This is a genomic window from Nocardioides sp. WJ219 (assembly GCF_058559815.1).
This window is the reverse complement of record NZ_JBZUJV010000002.1, coordinates 618,000-634,934: the sequence shown is the minus strand read 5'-3', so window position 1 is coordinate 634,934 and position 16,935 is coordinate 618,000. Positions and strand designations below refer to the sequence as shown.

The window sequence follows — 16,935 nt, the reverse complement described above, 5'->3', positions numbered from 1 at the left end:
CCTATCGATCCGACGAAGTGAGACGGGCCGGGAATAGAACCGGACCACAGTCCGTTTGGCCGGTCATGACCACCACCACCAGCACCCGTGTCGCCGTCCTCGTCGGAAGCCTGCGCGCCGACTCCACCAACCGCAAGGTCGCCGAGCTGCTCTCGGAGCGCGCCCCCGAGGGCGTCGTCCTCGACATCGTCGACGGCCTCGGCTCCCTGCCGTTCTACGAGGAGGGGCTCGACGCCTCCGCCACGCCCGCCGCCGCCGTCGCCCTCCGCGAGAAGGTCGCCGCCGCCGACGCCGTCCTGGTCGTCACCCCGGAGTACAACGGCACCATGCCGGCCGTGCTCAACAACGCCATCGACTGGCTCTCCCGCCCCTACGGCACCGGCGCGATCGTGGGCAAGCCGATCGGCGTGCTCGGCACCACCCCGACGCCGTACGGCGGCAAGTGGGCGCACGAGGACACCGTGCGCTCCGCCGGTATCGCCGGGGCCATCGCCGTCGACGGCGCCGTCGTGTCGCAGTCGGTGCTCGAGGTCGACCCGCTGACCGACCCCGAGGTGCTGGAGCGGTTCCTCGGCGTCGTCCGCGCCGTCGCGGGCTACCAGCCCGCCGCCGCCTGACCGACCCCCACACCCGCCTGACCGACCGCGGCCCGGGCACGGTGGCAGACTCGCCACCGTGTCCGAGCCGCTGTGGCAACCGCAGGACCCGGCGCCGGGGACGGTGCGCGTAGCCGGACCGTCGGGGCCCGTGCCCGACGACGGACGCCGCACCCTCGACGCCGCGGCCACCACCGTGCTGCTGGTGCTGCTCCTCCCGCTCGCCCTGGTCGCGATGTTCGTGGGTCTGCTGGGCGGACTCGCCGTCAGCGGCTGCGAGACGAGCGGGACCTGCGAGTCGGTCCTGTCGACGTACGTGATCGTGCTCGTCGTCTCCCCGCCCGTGCTGTGGGTGGCGGCCGCCGTCGCCTCGGTCGTGATGCTGCTGCGTCGGCGCCGGGCGTGGTGGGTCCCGCTCGTGGCCGCGGCGCTGTGGGTCGTGCTCGTCGTGGGCTACGTGGGCGCCGCCGAGGTGTTGCAGCCCTGAACCGGCCCGGCCGTCGGTAGGTTCGGCTCGTGGCACAGCTGCACGACCTCTCCGCCCTCGACCAGGCCGACCTCGTCCGGCGTGGCCAGGTCTCCTCCCGCGAGCTGACCGAGCACTACCTCGACCGCGCACGCCGGCTGGACGACGTCGGCGCGTTCGTGCTGCACACGCCCGAGGTCGCCCTCGCACAGGCGCGCGCCGCCGACGGGCGCCGGGCCGCCGGTGCCGCGGCCGGCCCGCTGCACGGCGTACCGACCGCGGTCAAGGACCTCAACCTCACCGCGGGCGTGCCGACCAGGTTCGGCTCGGCGGCCTTCCACGACCACGTGCCGGACGTCTCCGACGCCGTCGTCGAGGCGCTCGAGACCGGGGGCCTGCCGATGGTCGGCAAGACGAGCACGCCCGAACTGGGCTCGCCCTGCTACACCGAGCCCGAGGGCGCACCGGCGGCGGTGACGCCGTGGGACCGCAGCCGGATGGCCGGCGGCAGCTCGGGCGGGGCGGCCGCCGCGGTGGCCGCCGGGCTGGTACCCGTGGCGCAGGGCTCGGACGGTGGCGGGTCCATCCGCATCCCGGCGTCGTGCTGCGGACTGGTGGGCCTGAAGCCCACGCGCGGGCGGATCAGCGGTTTCCCCGCGTACGGGGATCCAGTGGGACTGGCGACTGCCGGCTCCATCGCGCGCACCGTGCGGGACGCAGCGGCGCTGCTCGACGTCATGGCCGGTCATCGGGTCGGGGATCCGTCGTGGGCGCCACCGCCTTCCGCGTCGTTCGTCTCGGCGTGCGACCGGGACCCGGGGCGGCTCCGGATCGCCCGGTTCCTCACCCCCGTGATCACAGCACCGACCGCCGACAGTCCGGGCGGTGCCGGCGGTACCCCTGTGGACGACGCCGTCGTCACGGCGTACGAGGACGCGTCCCGCCTGCTCGAGAGCCTGGGTCACGACGTCGTCGACGTCCCGGTGCCGCTGCCGCCGGAGGCGGTCCCGGTGTTCGAGACCTGCTGGGCGGTGCTGACCGCGCTGAGCCCGGTGCCGCCCGAGCGCGAGCACCTGCTGCGGCCCCTGACCCGCTGGCTGGCGGCACGCGGCCAGGCGGTCTCCGGGCCCGACCTCGGCCTGGCCATCGCGGCGATGCGGCGGTACGCCGCGGCCGCGATCACCGCTCTCGACCCCTACGACGCGGTGCTCACCCCCACCCTGGCGCGGGTGCCGCTCCCGGTCGGTGCGATCCGTGACGACGCCGACCCGGCTGCCGACTTCGAGGCCCAGAAGGCGTTCACCCCCTGGACGTCGGCCTGGAACGTGACCGGCATGCCCGCGATCTCGCTGCCGCTGCACTGGACCGACGACCCCGACCCGCTCCCCGTGGGCGTGATGCTCGCCGGCCGTCCCGCCGGCGAGGAAGCCCTGCTCGCCCTCGCCGCCCAGGTCGAGGCCGCCCGCCCCTGGCACGACAGGAGACCGCCCGGATGGTGACCCCCACCGCGCTGCTGAGCACCGAGGAGGCGCGCCAGGTGCGCGACCTCATGGACGCGGCGTTCGACGACTTCACCGACCACGACTGGTCGCACTCCCTCGGCGGGCTGCACGCGATCGTGCGCCACGACGGCCAGGTCGTCGCCCACGCCGCCCTGGTCCAGCGCCGGCTCCTCGTGCGGGGCCGGTCGCTGCGCTGCGGCTACGTCGAGGCCGTCGCGGTCGACCCGCGCCTCCAGCGCCGCGGGCTCGGCTCGGAGGTGATGGCCGAGGTCGAGGCGCACGCCACGGCGTACGACGTGCTGGCGCTGAGCGCGTCCAGCGCCGCCGTCGCGTTCTACGAGGCCCGCGGGTGGCACCTGTGGCGCGGGCCGTCGTCGGTGCTGACGCCCGACGGGCTGCTGGCGACGCCCGAGGACGACGGCGCCATCTACGTGCTCGGCGGCACCGGCCTCGACCTCGACGCCCCGATCGCCTGCGACTGGCGCGACGGCGACGTCTGGTGAGCCGTCCGTGCCTGCGGCCTAGGTGTCGTAGGACAACCCGTCCCACGGTGCGTAGTAGGCGATGAAGTCTCCCGGGACGACGTTGATCGAGTACTCGCCGGCGTACCGGCTGACCTCCCACCCGAAGGTGGTCCCGTCGACCTCGGTCGTGAAGGGCTCCACGACGACGGGCTCGAGCTCGTAGTCGCCCAGCTCGGCCAGGTGTGCCTCGACGAGGTCGCGACCGGCCGGTCCGGCCGGTCCGGCCTGGCCGGGCGGTAGCGGGCGCTCGACGCCCCGCGGGACCGGTGTCACGACGACCTCGTCGAAGGTGCCGTCGGCCTTCCACAGGAAGAGGCCGACGTAGCCCTGCCTGGCGGAGAACAGCTCCTCGCTGAGGAAGAACCTGCGTCCGTCCCCGGCGGTGCCGGCGTAGGGGACGTGGTAGTCGTCGGGGACGATCGTGAACCGGGTGGGCCGCTCGCCGGGCCCGGCCAGTGGCGGCGAACCGCCCTCCGCACCGTCCCGCGCCCCGCACCCCACGGTCGCGACCGCGACGGCTGCCAGGACGAAGGTGCGGCGGTGACTGCCTGGTGCTCGGGTCATCGACGAGACCCTAGACCCGGTCCGAGGCCCTGGCGCGACGAAGGTCTGCGACACACTTCGGTGCGTGGCGGACAGGTAGGGGCATGAGCACCTCGAGACGGGCTCCGGACCCGGAGTCGATCTTCGTCCCCCTCTACGAGTCGACCTACGCCGACCTCCTGAGGTTCGTGCAGCGACGCACGCACCCCACGCACGCCGAGGACGTCGTCGCCGACGCGTTCCTGGTCGCGTGGCGCCGGATCGACCAGCTCCCTCGGGACGGCGACGACGCCCGCGCGTGGCTGTTCGGCATCGCTCGCCACGTGATCCTCAACGACGCCCGGGGGGCCGTGCGAGAGCGCGCTCTCGGCGTCCGGCTCACCGAGCTCCCCGTGGAGGCGGCGGCGGACGTGGATGCCGACCTCGTGGCCCGACAGGTCGACCTCGTGCGCGCCTGGAAGCGGCTGTCCGCCGTGCACCAGGAGGCGCTGGGCCTGGCGGTCTTCGAGGGCATGACCGCACCTCAGGGAGCGGCCGTGCTCGGCATCTCTCCCGTGGCGTTCCGGTTGCGACTCAGTCGCGGCCGCCGAGCGCTGCGGCTCCACCTGGACCACCTGCCCCGACCGTCGGCGACCCCCGCCGGCATCCCCGAGAGGACCACCCAGTCATGACCTCCACCCACGACACCCTGGCCGTCCTCCGCTCGCTCGACGCTGCCGACCGGGACCCCGACCCGCAGGGTCCACGGGCTCGGGACGACCTCGCACGCATCGTGTCCAGCCCCCGCCCGCCGTCCGCGGGTCGCCGGCCGCACCGTGGTCGCCGCGGCTGGAGGCTCGTGGCGGCGGGTGGCGCGGTCACGGTCGCCGCCACGGCCGTCGTCGTGCTCCCCTCCGTCACCGGCGGTGACCGGGCGTTCGCGACCTGGACCCCGACCCCCGAGCCCCTGGCGGACCCCGCGACGCGCGCTGCGGCGGCCGAGGAGTGTCGCGACGCCCAGCGCAGCGGCCCGGCCCCGGACCTCAGCCGCGAGCTGGACGCCGCCACGGTCGCCGTCGCCGAGCGCCGCGGGGCATGGACCACCGTGCTCCTGGCGGGCGACGCCGGCTTCGCGGCGCTGTGCATCACCGACCAGTCGACCCGGCTGTTCGCGCACGACTGGATCGGCTCCGTCGGGACCCCCACCGACCACGCGACGCCCGCCCCGCGTGACCTCGTCGCCACCGACCTGGGCAGCGGCACCCTCGACGCGGGCGACCTGTCCCTGGCCGCCGGTTCCGCCGGGGCGGACGTGGCCGCGGTCGCCTACCGCAGCGGTGCCCACGGCACCGTCGCGGCCACCGTGTCCGACGGGCACTTCGCGCTCTGGTTCCCCGGCGACGAGCTCGCGGACGCCGACCGCGCGGGCGTCGTCGTCGACGTGACCTACCGCGACGGCACGACGGGGACCGTGACCCTGCGGCTCTGAGCCCGCCCTCGGCCGGGCCCGGGGAAAGCGAGGACGCGGGGCGGGTGCCCTGCGGCCCCGCTGCCTGTCGTTCACGCGGTGGCTACCGGGAGGCTCGCTGGCGCGACTCGGTGGTTCACGCCGTGCCGCCACAGTCGCAGCCGCGCGGAGCGCCTCCGGCGCGCGCGGCCGGCGAACCGTCCCGAGGGAGTGGCAGCAGTGAGCCTCGACGAACGGCTGCAGGGGTTCGTGACGACGCCGGGGATCGCGGTGACGGCGTTCGTCGTGGCGTTCCTCGCCGGCGCCGCCCACGCGGCGGGACCGGGCCACGGCAAGAGCCTGGCGGCGGCCTACCTGGTGGGCACGCAGGGCCGGGTGCGCGACGCGTTCTGGATGGGTGCCTCGGTCGCGCTCATGCACACCTTCTCGGTCCTGGTGATCGCGCTCGCGTGGACGTTCTTCTCGCTCTCCGACCTCGTCGAGCTCGAGACGCTGACGACGCTGCTGCAGCTGGCCGCCGGGTTGGTGGTGCTCGCCACCGGCGGCTGGCTCCTGCGCCGCTGGGTCCGCCAGCTCGGGGACGACGGCCACGGCCACGGCCACGGACATGGCCACGGCCACGGACATGGCCACGGACACGGACACGGCCACGGACACGGCCACGGCGCGCGGCCGGAGACGACGCGCCCGGGGCTGGTGCTGCTCGGCGCGTCGGGTGGCCTGGTGCCGTCGCCGTCCGCGTTCCTGGTCCTCACCACCGGCCTGTTCGCCGGCCGGGCGGCGTTCGCGTTCCTGCTGGTCGCGACGTTCGGGCTGGGGATGGCCGTGGTGCTGGTGGGCGTCGGCCTGCTCGCCCTTGCCGGCAGCAGCGTGCTGGTCCGGAGCGCGGAGTCGCGGGGGGTCCTCTGGCTGTCCACCCGGGTGGCGCCCGTGCTCGCGGCCGGCGCCATCGCGATCCTGGGGGCCGGCCTGACGGTCGTGGCCCTGACCGACCTCACCGGGACCGCGGCGTGAGGGCCGGTCCGCGCGACGCCTCGAGTGTTAACGCGCTCGACCCGGTCCGGCCACCGAGGTGAGCGGCGGCCGTCAACGCCCGTGTCCACGGTGGCCGGGTCAGCGGCCGCCCGGGCCGCGACGGGGCCTCGGCCCCGGGGAGGGACGGCAGTGGCGATGACCTGGCGGTGGGCGCTGCGGGTGGCCGCCGTGCTGCACGTCGCCGTCGCGGTGAGCGTCCTCGGAGCGGGCACGGCGTACGCCCACCCCTTCGGCGATCCCCAGACCGTCGAGATCACCGCGGACGGCGCCCACGTCCAGGTCCGCTGGCAGGCGGCACCCGACGACCTCACCGCCCTCGCCCTCGCGCTCGGGGTCGTCGACGACCGACGCACCTTCGTCTACCAGGACGGCGCCCTCGTCCCCGAGGAGTCGGACCCCACCGACATCCAGGCGCTGACGGCCGGACCCCGGCTGGCCGACTACCTGCTCGAGCGGATCGCGGTCACGGTCGACGGGCGCGGGTGCGCGGGGGAGGTGACCTCGCTCGAGGACCTCGGCGGTGAGGGCGCCGACCTGGAGTTCGTGTGCTCGGCCGACGTGGCCGCGGCCGAGGTCACGGTGTCGACGCTGCTCGACGTCCACCCGGCCTACAAGACGCTCGCCACCGGCCACGACGGCCAGCGGCACGTCTACACGGCAGCGGCCGACACCGCCCGTTGGACGTTCTCCGCTGCCGATGGTGGGGCCGGGGGTGCGACCGACCAGCAGCTCCAAGGCTCGGACGGCGCCGGCCAGGACCTGGGCCGCAGCGCCGCGATCCAGCTGTCGGCCGTCGGGGGCGCGCTCCTCGTCCTGCTCGTCGCCGTGGCGAGCCTCCGGTGGCTGCGCCGACGCGGACGGACGGCCTGACCGATGACCGTCGCGGGTGCGTCCCTCACTTCCTTCCCCACCTGCGGCGTCCGGCCGACAGGTGTCGCCTTCCGTCCGTCCCACCCGAGGAGAGAGCTGTCGTGACCCCACGACCGAACCGTCCTGTCCGCCGCGCGATCGTGGCCGTCGCCGGCCTCGCCGCCGTGGCCGGCGGCCTGATCGGGCAGCCGAGCCACGCCGCACCCGACCCGGTGCCGACGGCTGCCCCGATCGTCGTCCCCGTCGCCGACGTGCTCGACGTCGACCTCGCCGACGGCACTCCGACCGACCGCGCCCAGGCGCTCCCCGCGCGGACCGTCGGCGCTCCCGTCATCGGCACCGACCCGGGCGTCCCCGGCCCGATCGCGACGTTCGACGGCAACGACGCGTACGCCTACCCGTTCGTCCAGGAGTGGGGCAAGCTGGCCACCGGGTTCAGCGTCGAGTGCGTGTTCCGGTACGACGGGTCCACCCCGGCCGCCCAGGGCAACGTCTGCTCCAACGCCGAGGGCGGCGGTGTCGCGATCGACGTCGGCGGCAACATCATCGAGCTCTGGGCCCACGTCGGCGGTGCCTACAAGCGCATCAACGCGCCCCTCGTCGGCAACCGCTGGAACCACGTCATGGCGGTCTGGGACGGCGCCACCGTCAAGCTCTACCTCGACGGTGAGGTGGCAGCGCAGGCCGCGGCGACCGGTGCGCTGCGACCCCCGCCGGCCCACGCCCAGAACTGGGTCGTCGGGGCCGACTCCGCGGGCCAGGGCGGGATCCAGAACTACAGCCTGTCGTCGGTCGCGACCAGCCGGGTCTACAGCCGAGCGCTGACGGCCGAGCAGGTGGCGGTCCTCGCCGACCAGACGTTCGAGGAGGCGGACTCGCTGGTCACCCTCCGGTCGCCGAAGGACGGGTCGACGGTCGGTGGCGGGAGCGTCGCCATCGCCGGCCTGCTGACGGAGCCGGCATCGGTCTCCTACACCCTCGACGGCGGCGCGACCGTCGACCTCGGCGACTTCGACGGGACGTTCGACGGCCAGGTCACCGGTGTCACCACGGGTGACCACCGCCTGGAGGTCGTCGCGGAGGCGGCCGACGGCACGACCGAGTCCGAGACGGTCGCCTTCAGCGTCGACGCCACCGGCCCGGAGATCACCGTCGCCTCGCCCGTCGACGGGACGGACTACGTCGGGGAGCCCCTGACGATCGACGTGACGGCCGAGGACCCGGCCGGCGTCGACGCCCTCGAGCTCGTGCTCGACGGGGTGCCGGTCGAGAACGGCTCGGTGGTCGACCCCGACGTGGTCGAGGACGGGGCCCACACGCTCGTCGTCACGGCCACCGACGGCGTGCTCAACACCAGCGAGGAGACCGTCACCTTCACCACGAGCGGGAACTCGCCGGACGTGCCGTCCGAGCCGACGCCCGCCGACGGTGCCGCCGAGGTGACCCCGACCGGCGCCGAGCTCTCGGTGACCGCCGCGGACCCCGCCGGCGACGCGCTCGACGTGGCCTTCCGGTGGGGCCACCGGGCCGACGGCGCAGCAGCGGTGCGGCAGGGGTCGTCCACGACCGCGGTGCCCGGCCGTCGCGCCGGCGACACGGTCGCCGACGGGTCGGCGATCGAGGCGGTGGACGCGTCCGGGCTGACGACGTCCGCCGAGGGGGCCTACCCCTTCCAGCAGTTCGACGTCGCGGTGCCGGACGACATCCACGCCCCGCGGTTCACCGTGGAGTGGGCGGGCGAGGTGGAGCTCGGTCACCGTGCCGCGCTCTCGGTGTGGAACCACACGACCCGCTCGTGGCAGCTGCTGGCCGAGGGCCAGGGCGGCGAGCCGCTCGCCCTGTCGGCCGACGCCGCCGTCGCCGACACCGTCCGCGACGAGGTGGCCCAGCTGATGGTCCAGGACGTGCCGCCGGCCGTCGTCGACGAGGACGACGAGGCGACCTTCGCCTGGATCACCGACACCCAGCACTACTCCGAGCGGGAGCCGCAGACCTTCCAGAAGATGGTCGACTGGGCGGTGGAGAACCGGGAGGCCGAGGACATCGGGTACGGCGTGCACACCGGCGACATCGTCCAGACGCCGACGGCCTCGATGGAGTGGGCGCGGGCCTCGGAGGTGATGCGCACCTGGGACGAGGCCGACCTCCCGTACGGCGTCGTGCCCGGCAACCACGACGACGTCGGCGGCACCGGTGAGTACCGCCCCTACCGCGAGCACTTCGGCGCGAAGCGGTACGACGACAACCCCTGGTACGGCGGGACCGTCCACGACAACGTCCAGCACTTCGACCTGGTCTCGACGCCCAAGGCCGACTACCTGGTCATGTACCTCGACTGGACCCTCGACGACGACGAGATCGCGTGGGCCAACGAGGTGATCCAGGGCCACCCGGACCACAACGTCATCATCGCGACGCACTGGTACATCGGCGGCGGCGGTGCGTTCACGGGCGTGGGCGAGCGGATCTTCAACGAGGTCGTCGTCCCGAACAAGAACGTCGACCTGGTGCTGTGCGGGCACATCCACAACACGGCCTACAACATCAAGCACCTCGACGACGGGCGCGTGGTGGTCGAGGTCCTCTACGACACCCAGGAGCTGCCCACGTCCGGCGGTGGCTGGATGCGGACCATCGACCTCGACGCGGCCGACGACACCATGACGCACGACTCGTTCTCGGTGCTCAACCCCGAGGCCGAGAGCGCGTTCGGCGACCCCGCCGCCGAGAACTTCACCACCGAGCTGCAGATCGACACCCCGACCCGGGCGATCTCCACCGACCACCTCGAGGTGACGGCCCTCGGCACCAGTCGCGTCGGCCTGGCCACCGGGGTCGCGTCGGGGAGCCGGGCGACGGTCGACGCGGGTGACCTGACGCCGAGCACCACCTACCAGTGGTACGCCCAGGTCACCGACGCCGACGGGTACCGCGCGACGTCACCGGTCTGGGAGTTCACGACCGGCGAGGAGGTCGCGCCCGAGCCGACCGCGACGGCGGTGTCGGGCGACCCCGTGCGGATCACCTACGGCGCCGCGGCCACGGTCCGCGCGGAGGTCGACCCGGTCGAGGCCACCGGGACCGTGACCTTCGCCGCGGGTGCGACGAGCTGCCGGGCACCCCTGGTCGACGGTGCAGCGACCTGCTCGCTCGGCCGGGTCGGAGCCGGCACCCACCGGGTGACGCTCGCCTACGGCGGGGACGACGGGCACGCGCCGTCCTCAGGTGCCCTCCGGCTGCACGTGGCCAAGGCCGACCCGAGGCTGGAGGCGTCGGCCGCGCCCAGGCAGGTGGCGCGCCGGAAGCCCGTGGTCCTCAAGGCCACCGTGGCCTCCGGCGTCACCGGCAAGGTGGTGTTCAGGACGCGCGGGACGACGTCGTGCAGCGCCACGATCAGTGCGGGCCGGGCCTCGTGCCGGATCGGCGCCACGCTCGAGCCGGGGCGCCACACCGTCGTCGCGACCTACCCGGGCAACGGCAGCTACCTGCCGGATCGCGACACCTTCACCTTCACCAAGCGGCGGTAGCAGCCGGGCGCCGGCCGTCGTGACCCCGGTGGCCGGTCAGTCGATCGCCCAGGCCGCCCGGAACTCGTCGGGGGCCATCTCGTCGAGGTGGTCGCGCAGCAGGGCCATCAGCACGGCGGCGTCGTCGGGCCCACCCACCGGGACCTCGAGCTCGGCGACGCCGTCGCTGCGTCGGCGCACGACGACGACGCCCTCGCCGGTCAGCTCGAACCGGCCGCCGGTCGTGGCGCACCACAGGTCCAGGGCCCCGGCGACGACCCGGCCGAGCCGGCGGCGGCGCCGCGGCTCGAGCCCGAGGAGGTAGACCTCGCCGGCGGCCAGCGGTTCGAGGGTCGCGGTCATGGTTCCAGCGTAGGTTCGACCCCATGACCCAGCTGACGCCCTACCTCTGCGTCCACGACGGGCGCGCCGCCATCGAGTGGTACGTCGCCACCCTCGGTGCTGTGGTGACCCTCGACCCGATCGTCATGGACGACGGGAGCATCGGCCACTGCGAGCTCGCGGTCGACGGGGCGGGGTGGATGCTCTCGGAGGAGTTCCCCGAGGCCGGTGTGGCGGCGCCCGCCGCCGACCGGGGCTCGAGCGTGACCCTCCACCTGGCCGTCACCGACGTCGACGCGCTCGCGGCCCGGGTCGAGGAGGCCGGCACCCCGATGACCCGAGGGCCGGAGGACAGCCAGCCGGCGGGCCGGGTCGCGGTGTTCATCGACCCGTTCGGGCACCGCTGGTTCCTCAACTCCCCGGCGGCGTAGTCGTCGCGCCGCAGACGGACGACCGAATGTCCGTCCCGGCGGCGGTGCCCAGGCGCGGGAGGGGGAGGCCCGCCGACATCTGGTCGCCCTTCTGCGTCTGCCGACGCTGGCTCAGATGACGCCCTGGGCGAGCATCGCGTCGGCGACGTGCACGAAGCCGGCGATGTTGGCTCCGGCGACGTAGTTGCCGGGGCTGCCGTACTCGTCGGCGGTCGCGAGGCACCGCTCGTGGATGCCGCGCATGATCTCCTCGAGCCGCTGCTCGGTGTGCGCGAAGGACCACGAGTCGCGCGAGGCGTTCTGCTGCATCTCCAGGGCGCTGGTGGCGACCCCGCCGGCGTTGGCGGCCTTGCCGGGGGCGAAGACGACGCCGGCCTCGCCCAGCACCTTGACGGCCTCGGGTGTGCACGGCATGTTGGCGCCCTCGGCGACGACGGTGCAGCCGTGGCGGGCCAGGGTGGTGGCGTCGCGGCCGGTGAGCTCGTTCTGGGTGGCGCACGGCAGGGCGATGTCGCACGGGACGTCCCAGACCGAGCCGTCCTCGACGTGGCGCGCGTGCGGGTGGTGGTCGACGTACGCCGCGATGCGGCCGCGCTCGACCTCCTTGATCCGGCGCACCGTCTCGAGGTCGATGCCGCGCTCGTCGACGACGTAGCCGCCGGAGTCGGAGCACGCCACGACGGTGGCCCCGAGCTGCTGGGCCTTGGCGATGGCGTAGATCGCGACGTTGCCCGAGCCGGACACCACGACCGACTTGCCGTCGAAGGAGTCCTGGCGCGCCTTGAGGATCTCGTCGACGAAGAACACGGTGCCGAAGCCGGTGGCCTCGGTGCGCACCCGCGACCCGCCCCAGGACAGGCCCTTGCCGGTGAGCACGCCGGACTCGTAGCGGTTGGTGATCTTCTTGTACTGACCGAACAGGTAGCCGATCTCGCGGCCGCCGACGCCGATGTCGCCCGCCGGCACGTCGGTGTACTCCCCGATGTGGCGGTAGAGCTCGGTCATGAACGCCTGGCAGAAGCGCATCACCTCGCCGTCGGAGCGGCCCTTGGGGTCGAAGTCCGACCCGCCCTTGCCGCCGCCGATGGGCATGCCGGTGAGCGCGTTCTTGAAGATCTGCTCGAACCCGAGGAACTTCACGATGCCGAGGTTGACGCTCGGGTGGAACCGCAGCCCGCCCTTGTAGGGCCCGAGCGCGGAGTTGAACTCCACGCGGAAGCCGCGGTTGAGCTGCACCTGCCCCTGGTCGTCGACCCACGGCACCCGGAAGATGATCTGCCGCTCCGGCTCGCACAGGCGGCGGATGACGGCCGCGTCGCGGTACTGCGGGTGCTTGGCCACCACCGGGCCCAGGCTGTCGAGCACCTCGTGCACGGCCTGGTGGAACTCGGTCTCGGCGGGGTTGCGGCGCAGCACCTCGTCGTAGTCGTCCACCAGCTTCTCGTCGAGCGTGGGCACGCCGGTCTCCTGTCGTGGTCGGTCGACCCGACCTCAGCGGGACGGGGGAAGGGCCAGCCAACCAGCCGCCGCGGCGGTGAAGGCGGCGGGGTCGAGCGACCCGGCACCGGCCGGTACCCGCCCGAGCAGCGGCGCACCGGTCACCCGGGGCAGGTCGTCGGCGTTGCAGCGCTCGGCCAGCCCCGGCTCGGCGGGCCACGACCCGATCACCAGCCCCGCCGGGTCCAGCCCGCGGGAGCGCAGGGCACCCACGGTCAGCTCGGCGTGGTTGAGCGTGCCGAGACCGGCGGCGCACACGACCACGACCGCGACGGGATGGGTGGTCGCCAGGTCGGCGGCCAGGTCGAGCACCGTGCCGCCGTCGGTGTCGAGGCGCACCAGCAGCCCGCCCGCGCCCTCGACGACCACCACGTCGTACGACGCCGCGAGCCCGCGCACGCGGGCCGCGTGGTCGGCGACGGGCGGCAGCGCCACCCCGGCGCGCCGGGCGGCCGTGTCGGGGGCGAGCGGCTCGTCGAGGCTCGCGAGGGTGACCACGTCGACGCCGGCCAGGCGCGCCACGACGTCGGCATCGCCGGGCTCGCCGGACGTCACACCGGTCTGGACGGGCTTGACGACGAGCACCCGGCCCTCGGCGGTGGCGGCCAGCGCCGCCGTGACGATGGTCTTGCCCACCTCGGTCGAGGTGCCGGTGACGACCACGACCCGGGTCATGCGGTGTGCTCCTTGACGACGGCCACGAGCACGTCGACCGCGCGCGCCCAGTCGGCGTCGGCGAGGCCGGCGTTGACGGTGATCCGCAGGCGGGACACGCCGTCGGGCACCGACGGCGGCCGGAAGCAGCCGACCCGGACGCCCTGGGCCAGCGCAGCCGCCTGCGCGGCGAGCGCCACCGACGGCGACGGCATCGGGACCGAGAGCACCGCTCCCACCGACGGCTCGACTCCGAGGGATGCCGCGAGGTCGCGGATGCGCTGCTGCACCAGGGCCGGCAGTCCGGGGGAGGACCGCAGCACCCGCAGCGCGGCCAGCGCCGCGCCGGCCGAGGCGGGCGCGAGACCGGTGTCGAAGACGAACGGGCGCGCCCGGTTGACCAGGTGGTCGACGACGGCCCGCGGGCCGAGCACCGCCCCGCCCTGCGACCCGAGCGACTTGGACAGGGTGGCGGTGACGAGCACGTGGGGGAGCCCGGCGAGGCCGGCGCCCGCGACCAGGCCGGGGCCGTGCACCCCCACGCCGTGCGCCTCGTCTACCACCAGCAACGCGTCGTGCTCGGCGCACACCGACGCCAGGGCGACGAGCGACGCGGCGTCACCGAGCACCGAGTAGACCGACTCGACGAGCACCATCGCCCGCCGGCCGCAGGCGGCGGCGAGCGCGCGGCGTACGGCGTCGACGTCGTCGTGCGGCACCACCTCGACCGCGGCCCGGGAGAGGCGGACGGCGTCGATCAGCGAGGCGTGCACGTGGGCGTCGGAGACGACCAGGGTGTCGCGGTCGGCCAGCGCGGAGACGACGCCGAGGTTGGCGTGGTAGCCGGTGGAGAAGACCAGGGCGGCCGGCTGGCCGAGGTAGTCGGCGAGCTCGCGCTCGAGGTCGGCGTGCAGCTCGAGGGTGCCGGTGACCAGGCGCGAGGCACCGGCGCCGCCGCCCCAGCGCTCGGCGGCCGCGACCGCGCCCGCCACCACCCGGGGGTCGCGCGCGAGCCCGAGGTAGTCGTTGCCGGCGAGGTCGACGGTCGGGTCGTCGGCGCCGCGGGGGCGCAGGGTCCGCTGCAGCGACGACGCCGCTCGCGTCGACGCCTGCTCGGCGAGCCAGGTCTCCCAGGTCATCAGGCGACCTCGGCGGCCCGGGCCACGGCGCGGCAGATCCGGTCAACGTCGTCGTCGGTCGCGACGTACGGCGGCATCGTGTAGACGAGGTCGCGGAACGGCCGCAGCCACACGCCCTCGGTGGCCGCCGCGGCGGTGGCCCTGACCACGTCGACGGGGTGGTCGAGCTGGACGACGCCCACCGCCCCGATCACGCGGACGCCGGGCAGCCCGGCCAGGCCCGCGTCGAGCCGCGCGCGGATGCGCGCGACCTGGGTGCGCCAGTCGTGGGCGTCGAGCAGGTCGAGCGAGGCCAGCGCCACGGTGCAGGCGAGCGCGTTGCCCATGAAGGTCGGTCCGTGCATCAGCACACCGGAGTCCGACGCCGAGATGCCGCGGGCGACCTCGTCGGTGCACAGCGTCGCGGCGAGGGTGACGTAGCCGCCGGCGAGCGCCTTGCCGACGCACATCACGTCAGGCACCACGCCGGCGTGGTCGGCGGCCCACAGCTCGCCGGTGCGGCCGAAGCCGGTGGCGATCTCGTCGAGCACCAGCAGGAACCCGTGCTCGTCGCACACCTCGCGCATCACCCGCAGGCACGCGGCGTCGTAGACCCACATGCCCCCGGCCCCCTGGAGCACCGGCTCGACGATCACGGCCGCCACCTCGTCGCGGTGCTCGGCCGCGAGGGCGCGGAACGCGGCCGCCCACCCCTCGACGTCACCGCCCGGGGCCGGTGGTCGCGGCGCGAACAGCTGCTCCGGCAGCACGCCGGCCCACATCGCGTGCATGCCGCCGTCGGGGTCGCACACGCTCATGCAGCCGAACGTGTCGCCGTGGTAGCCGCCGCGCACGGTGAGCATCCGCGTGCGCTCGGGTCGCCCGCGTCCGCGCTGCCACTGCAGCGCCATCTTGAGCGCGACCTCCACCGACACCGACCCGGAGTCGGCCAGGAAGACCCGCTCCAGCCCGCCGGGGGCCAGCGAGACGAGCCGTTCGGCGAGCCGGACGGCGGGCGCGTTGGTGAGTCCGCCGAACATCACGTGCGCGAGGTCGACCGAGCGCAGCGCCGCGTCGAGCGCGGGCTGGCCGTAGCCGTGGATCGCGGCCCACCACGACGACATCCCGTCGACGAGCTCGGTGCCGTCGTCGAGGCGCAGCCGGGTGCCGTGGGCGCCGGTCACCATCCGGACCGGCGTGGGGTCGGTCATCGAGGTGTAGGGGTGCCACACGTGCTCGCGGTCGAAGGCGAGCAGGTGGTCAGACATGGTGGTCGGACCTGCCCACCGTCACGCGTTCGGTGCGACCGTCGTGCCGGCGCCGCGACGACGCTTGGCCGGGTCACGGGTCACGTCACCGGTCGGGACGTCGGCGGGCGCGGGCGCCGCGCCGAGCACCACGAACCCGTGGTCGCGGATCAGCTCGAGGTCGGCCTCCGCGGCCTGGCCCTCGGAGGTCAGGTAGTCGCCGAGGAAGATGGAGTTGGCGACGTGCAGGGCCAGGCCCTGCATCGAGCGCAGGTGCATCTCGCGGCCGGCGGCGATGCGCACCTCGCGGTCGGGGCACACGAAGCGCGCCATCGCGAGGATCCGCAGGCAGCGGGCCGGCTCGAGCTCCCAGGTGTTCTCGTACGGGGTGCCGTCGAACGGCATCAGGAAGTTGACCGGGATGGAGTCGGACCCGAGGTCGCGCAGCGCGAACAGCGCCTCCACCAGCTGCTCGTCGGACTCGCCCAGCCCCGCGATCAGGCCGCTGCACGCCGAGAGCCCGGCCGCCTTGGCCTTGCCGACGGTGTCGACGCGGTCGGCGTAGGTGTGGGTCTGGACGATGTTGTCGTGGTGGGACTCGGCGGTGTTGATGTTGTGGTTGTAGGCGTCGACCCCGGCGTCGCGCAGCCGCTCGGCCTGGCCGTCCTTGAGGAGGCCCAGGCACGCGCACACCTCGACCTCGGGGTGCTCGGACTTGATCGCCCCGACCATGTCGGCGACGCGCTCGACGTCCTTGTTGGTGGGCCCGCGGCCGCTGGAGACCATGCACACCCGGGTGGCGCCGCCCTGGAGGCCGGCGGTGGCCTGCGCGAGCGCCTCGTCGGTCTGGAGCCACTTGTACTTCAGGATGTCGGCCTGCGAGCCGAGCGACTGGGAGCAGTAGTTGCAGTTCTCGGGGCACAGGCCCGACTTGAGGTTGACCAGGTAGTTGACCTTGACGGTGTTGGCGAAGTAGTGCCGCCGCAGCCGCCCGGCCGCCGCGACGACGTCGAGCAGCTCGTCGTCGTGGGCGCGCAGCACGGCGAGGGCGTCGTCCTCGGTGGCCGGCTTCCCGTCGAGGATCTGGCTGGCCAGCTGGTCGAAGGAGGTCCGCGCGGTCATGGTCGCCAGTATGCCGACCGGAGGGGACGCCGCGG

At 74.3% G+C, this 16,935-nt stretch carries 16 protein-coding genes and 1 pseudogene; 10 read left to right on the top strand and 7 right to left on the bottom strand.

The genetic code is table 11. The annotated features are described in order from the left end of the window. Positions 1–65 precede the first annotated feature (65 nt). The 4 genes and pseudogenes from AC4MBH_RS07115 to AC4MBH_RS07100 all read left to right on the top strand — a co-directional run bounded on the left by AC4MBH_RS07115 (position 66) and on the right by AC4MBH_RS07100 (position 3,067). A complete protein-coding gene (locus AC4MBH_RS07115) occupies positions 66–617 on the top strand; it encodes an NAD(P)H-dependent oxidoreductase (RefSeq protein WP_491793831.1) in 552 nt (183 codons plus the stop codon). Between the two features lie 31 nt (positions 618–648). After that, a pseudogene (locus AC4MBH_RS07110) lies at positions 649–1,083 on the top strand (DUF6264 family protein); the annotation flags it as partial. A 29-nt stretch (positions 1,084–1,112) separates the two neighbouring features. Then, entirely contained in the window at positions 1,113–2,561 is a 1,449-nt protein-coding gene (locus AC4MBH_RS07105; RefSeq protein WP_491793829.1) for an amidase, read from the top strand. Further along, on the top strand, positions 2,555–3,067 hold the full coding sequence (locus tag AC4MBH_RS07100) for a GNAT family N-acetyltransferase (RefSeq protein ID WP_491793827.1): 513 nt from the start codon (positions 2,555–2,557) through the stop codon (positions 3,065–3,067). Before AC4MBH_RS07105 ends, AC4MBH_RS07100 begins: the two co-directional genes overlap by 7 nt. 18 nt (positions 3,068–3,085) lie before the next feature. Here the strand turns inward: AC4MBH_RS07100 and AC4MBH_RS07095 are convergent, their stop codons facing one another. Further along, positions 3,086–3,652 (bottom strand): hypothetical protein, encoded by a 567-nt coding sequence (locus AC4MBH_RS07095; RefSeq protein ID WP_491793825.1) that lies wholly within the window; start codon positions 3,650–3,652, stop codon positions 3,086–3,088. Positions 3,653–3,735: 83 nt separating this feature from the next. On the opposite strand from AC4MBH_RS07095, the gene AC4MBH_RS07090 reads away from it, so the two are divergent. The 5 genes from AC4MBH_RS07090 (at position 3,736) to AC4MBH_RS07070 (ending at position 10,510) form a co-directional block, all read left to right on the top strand. After that, positions 3,736–4,302, top strand: coding sequence for an RNA polymerase sigma factor (locus tag AC4MBH_RS07090; protein ID WP_491793824.1), 567 nt, complete (start codon positions 3,736–3,738; stop codon positions 4,300–4,302). Next, positions 4,299–5,099, top strand: a complete 801-nt coding sequence (locus AC4MBH_RS07085) for a hypothetical protein (protein WP_491793822.1) — start codon at positions 4,299–4,301, stop codon at positions 5,097–5,099. The genes AC4MBH_RS07090 and AC4MBH_RS07085 overlap by 4 nt, the downstream gene beginning before the upstream one ends. Before the next feature lie 198 nt (positions 5,100–5,297). Then, on the top strand, positions 5,298–6,092 hold the full coding sequence (locus tag AC4MBH_RS07080) for a HoxN/HupN/NixA family nickel/cobalt transporter (RefSeq protein WP_491793820.1): 795 nt from the start codon (positions 5,298–5,300) through the stop codon (positions 6,090–6,092). 156 nt (positions 6,093–6,248) lie between these two features. Next, on the top strand, positions 6,249–6,983 hold the full coding sequence (locus AC4MBH_RS07075; protein WP_491793818.1) for a hypothetical protein: 735 nt from the start codon (positions 6,249–6,251) through the stop codon (positions 6,981–6,983). Between the two features lie 101 nt (positions 6,984–7,084). Continuing rightward, positions 7,085–10,510 (top strand): Ig-like domain repeat protein, encoded by a 3,426-nt coding sequence (locus AC4MBH_RS07070; protein ID WP_491793816.1) that lies wholly within the window; start codon positions 7,085–7,087, stop codon positions 10,508–10,510. Between the two features lie 36 nt (positions 10,511–10,546). Here the strand turns inward: AC4MBH_RS07070 and AC4MBH_RS07065 are convergent, their stop codons facing one another. Then, on the bottom strand, positions 10,547–10,852 hold the full coding sequence (locus AC4MBH_RS07065) for a hypothetical protein (protein ID WP_491793814.1): 306 nt from the start codon (positions 10,850–10,852) through the stop codon (positions 10,547–10,549). Positions 10,853–10,875: 23 nt separating this feature from the next. Here AC4MBH_RS07065 and AC4MBH_RS07060 point away from each other — a divergent pair, with 23 nt between their 5' ends. Next, positions 10,876–11,262 carry a VOC family protein gene (locus tag AC4MBH_RS07060; RefSeq protein WP_491793812.1) on the top strand — a complete coding sequence of 129 codons (387 nt, stop codon included), beginning with the start codon at positions 10,876–10,878 and terminating at the stop codon, positions 11,260–11,262. 111 nt (positions 11,263–11,373) lie between these two features. Here AC4MBH_RS07060 and gdhA read toward each other — a convergent pair whose 3' ends face one another. From gdhA to bioB, 5 genes are read right to left on the bottom strand one after another with little or no spacing between them, the layout of a single operon-like run. Continuing rightward, positions 11,374–12,720 (bottom strand): NADP-specific glutamate dehydrogenase, encoded by a 1,347-nt coding sequence (gdhA, locus tag AC4MBH_RS07055; RefSeq protein WP_491793810.1) that lies wholly within the window; start codon positions 12,718–12,720, stop codon positions 11,374–11,376. Positions 12,721–12,753: 33 nt separating this feature from the next. Continuing rightward, positions 12,754–13,434: a dethiobiotin synthase gene (bioD, locus tag AC4MBH_RS07050; RefSeq protein WP_491793808.1), complete on the bottom strand. Its 681-nt coding sequence runs from the start codon at positions 13,432–13,434 to the stop codon at positions 12,754–12,756. After that, positions 13,431–14,552, bottom strand: coding sequence for an 8-amino-7-oxononanoate synthase (locus AC4MBH_RS07045; protein WP_491793806.1), 1,122 nt, complete (start codon positions 14,550–14,552; stop codon positions 13,431–13,433). The genes bioD and AC4MBH_RS07045 overlap by 4 nt, the downstream gene beginning before the upstream one ends. Next, positions 14,552–15,799: an adenosylmethionine--8-amino-7-oxononanoate transaminase gene (locus AC4MBH_RS07040; protein ID WP_491793804.1), complete on the bottom strand. Its 1,248-nt coding sequence runs from the start codon at positions 15,797–15,799 to the stop codon at positions 14,552–14,554. Before AC4MBH_RS07040 ends, AC4MBH_RS07045 begins: the two co-directional genes overlap by 1 nt. Positions 15,800–15,820: 21 nt before the next feature. Continuing rightward, complete coding sequence (bioB, locus tag AC4MBH_RS07035) at positions 15,821–16,900, bottom strand: biotin synthase BioB (RefSeq protein ID WP_491793802.1); 1,080 nt, start codon at positions 16,898–16,900, stop codon at positions 15,821–15,823. Positions 16,901–16,935: the final 35 nt, after the last annotated feature.

Coding starts and splice junctions, on each gene's coding strand:
- bioD (WP_491793808.1), bottom strand. CDS start 13,434: ATGACCCGGGTCGTGGTCGTCACCGGCACCTCGACCGAGGTGGGCAAG.
- AC4MBH_RS07045 (WP_491793806.1), bottom strand. CDS start 14,552: ATGACCTGGGAGACCTGGCTCGCCGAGCAGGCGTCGACGCGAGCGGCG.
- AC4MBH_RS07115 (WP_491793831.1), top strand. CDS start 66: ATGACCACCACCACCAGCACCCGTGTCGCCGTCCTCGTCGGAAGCCTG.
- AC4MBH_RS07075 (WP_491793818.1), top strand. CDS start 6,249: ATGACCTGGCGGTGGGCGCTGCGGGTGGCCGCCGTGCTGCACGTCGCC.
- bioB (WP_491793802.1), bottom strand. CDS start 16,900: ATGACCGCGCGGACCTCCTTCGACCAGCTGGCCAGCCAGATCCTCGAC.
- AC4MBH_RS07040 (WP_491793804.1), bottom strand. CDS start 15,799: ATGTCTGACCACCTGCTCGCCTTCGACCGCGAGCACGTGTGGCACCCC.
- AC4MBH_RS07090 (WP_491793824.1), top strand. CDS start 3,736: ATGAGCACCTCGAGACGGGCTCCGGACCCGGAGTCGATCTTCGTCCCC.
- AC4MBH_RS07060 (WP_491793812.1), top strand. CDS start 10,876: ATGACCCAGCTGACGCCCTACCTCTGCGTCCACGACGGGCGCGCCGCC.
- AC4MBH_RS07100 (WP_491793827.1), top strand. CDS start 2,555: ATGGTGACCCCCACCGCGCTGCTGAGCACCGAGGAGGCGCGCCAGGTG.
- AC4MBH_RS07065 (WP_491793814.1), bottom strand. CDS start 10,852: ATGACCGCGACCCTCGAACCGCTGGCCGCCGGCGAGGTCTACCTCCTC.
- AC4MBH_RS07095 (WP_491793825.1), bottom strand. CDS start 3,652: ATGACCCGAGCACCAGGCAGTCACCGCCGCACCTTCGTCCTGGCAGCC.
- AC4MBH_RS07085 (WP_491793822.1), top strand. CDS start 4,299: ATGACCTCCACCCACGACACCCTGGCCGTCCTCCGCTCGCTCGACGCT.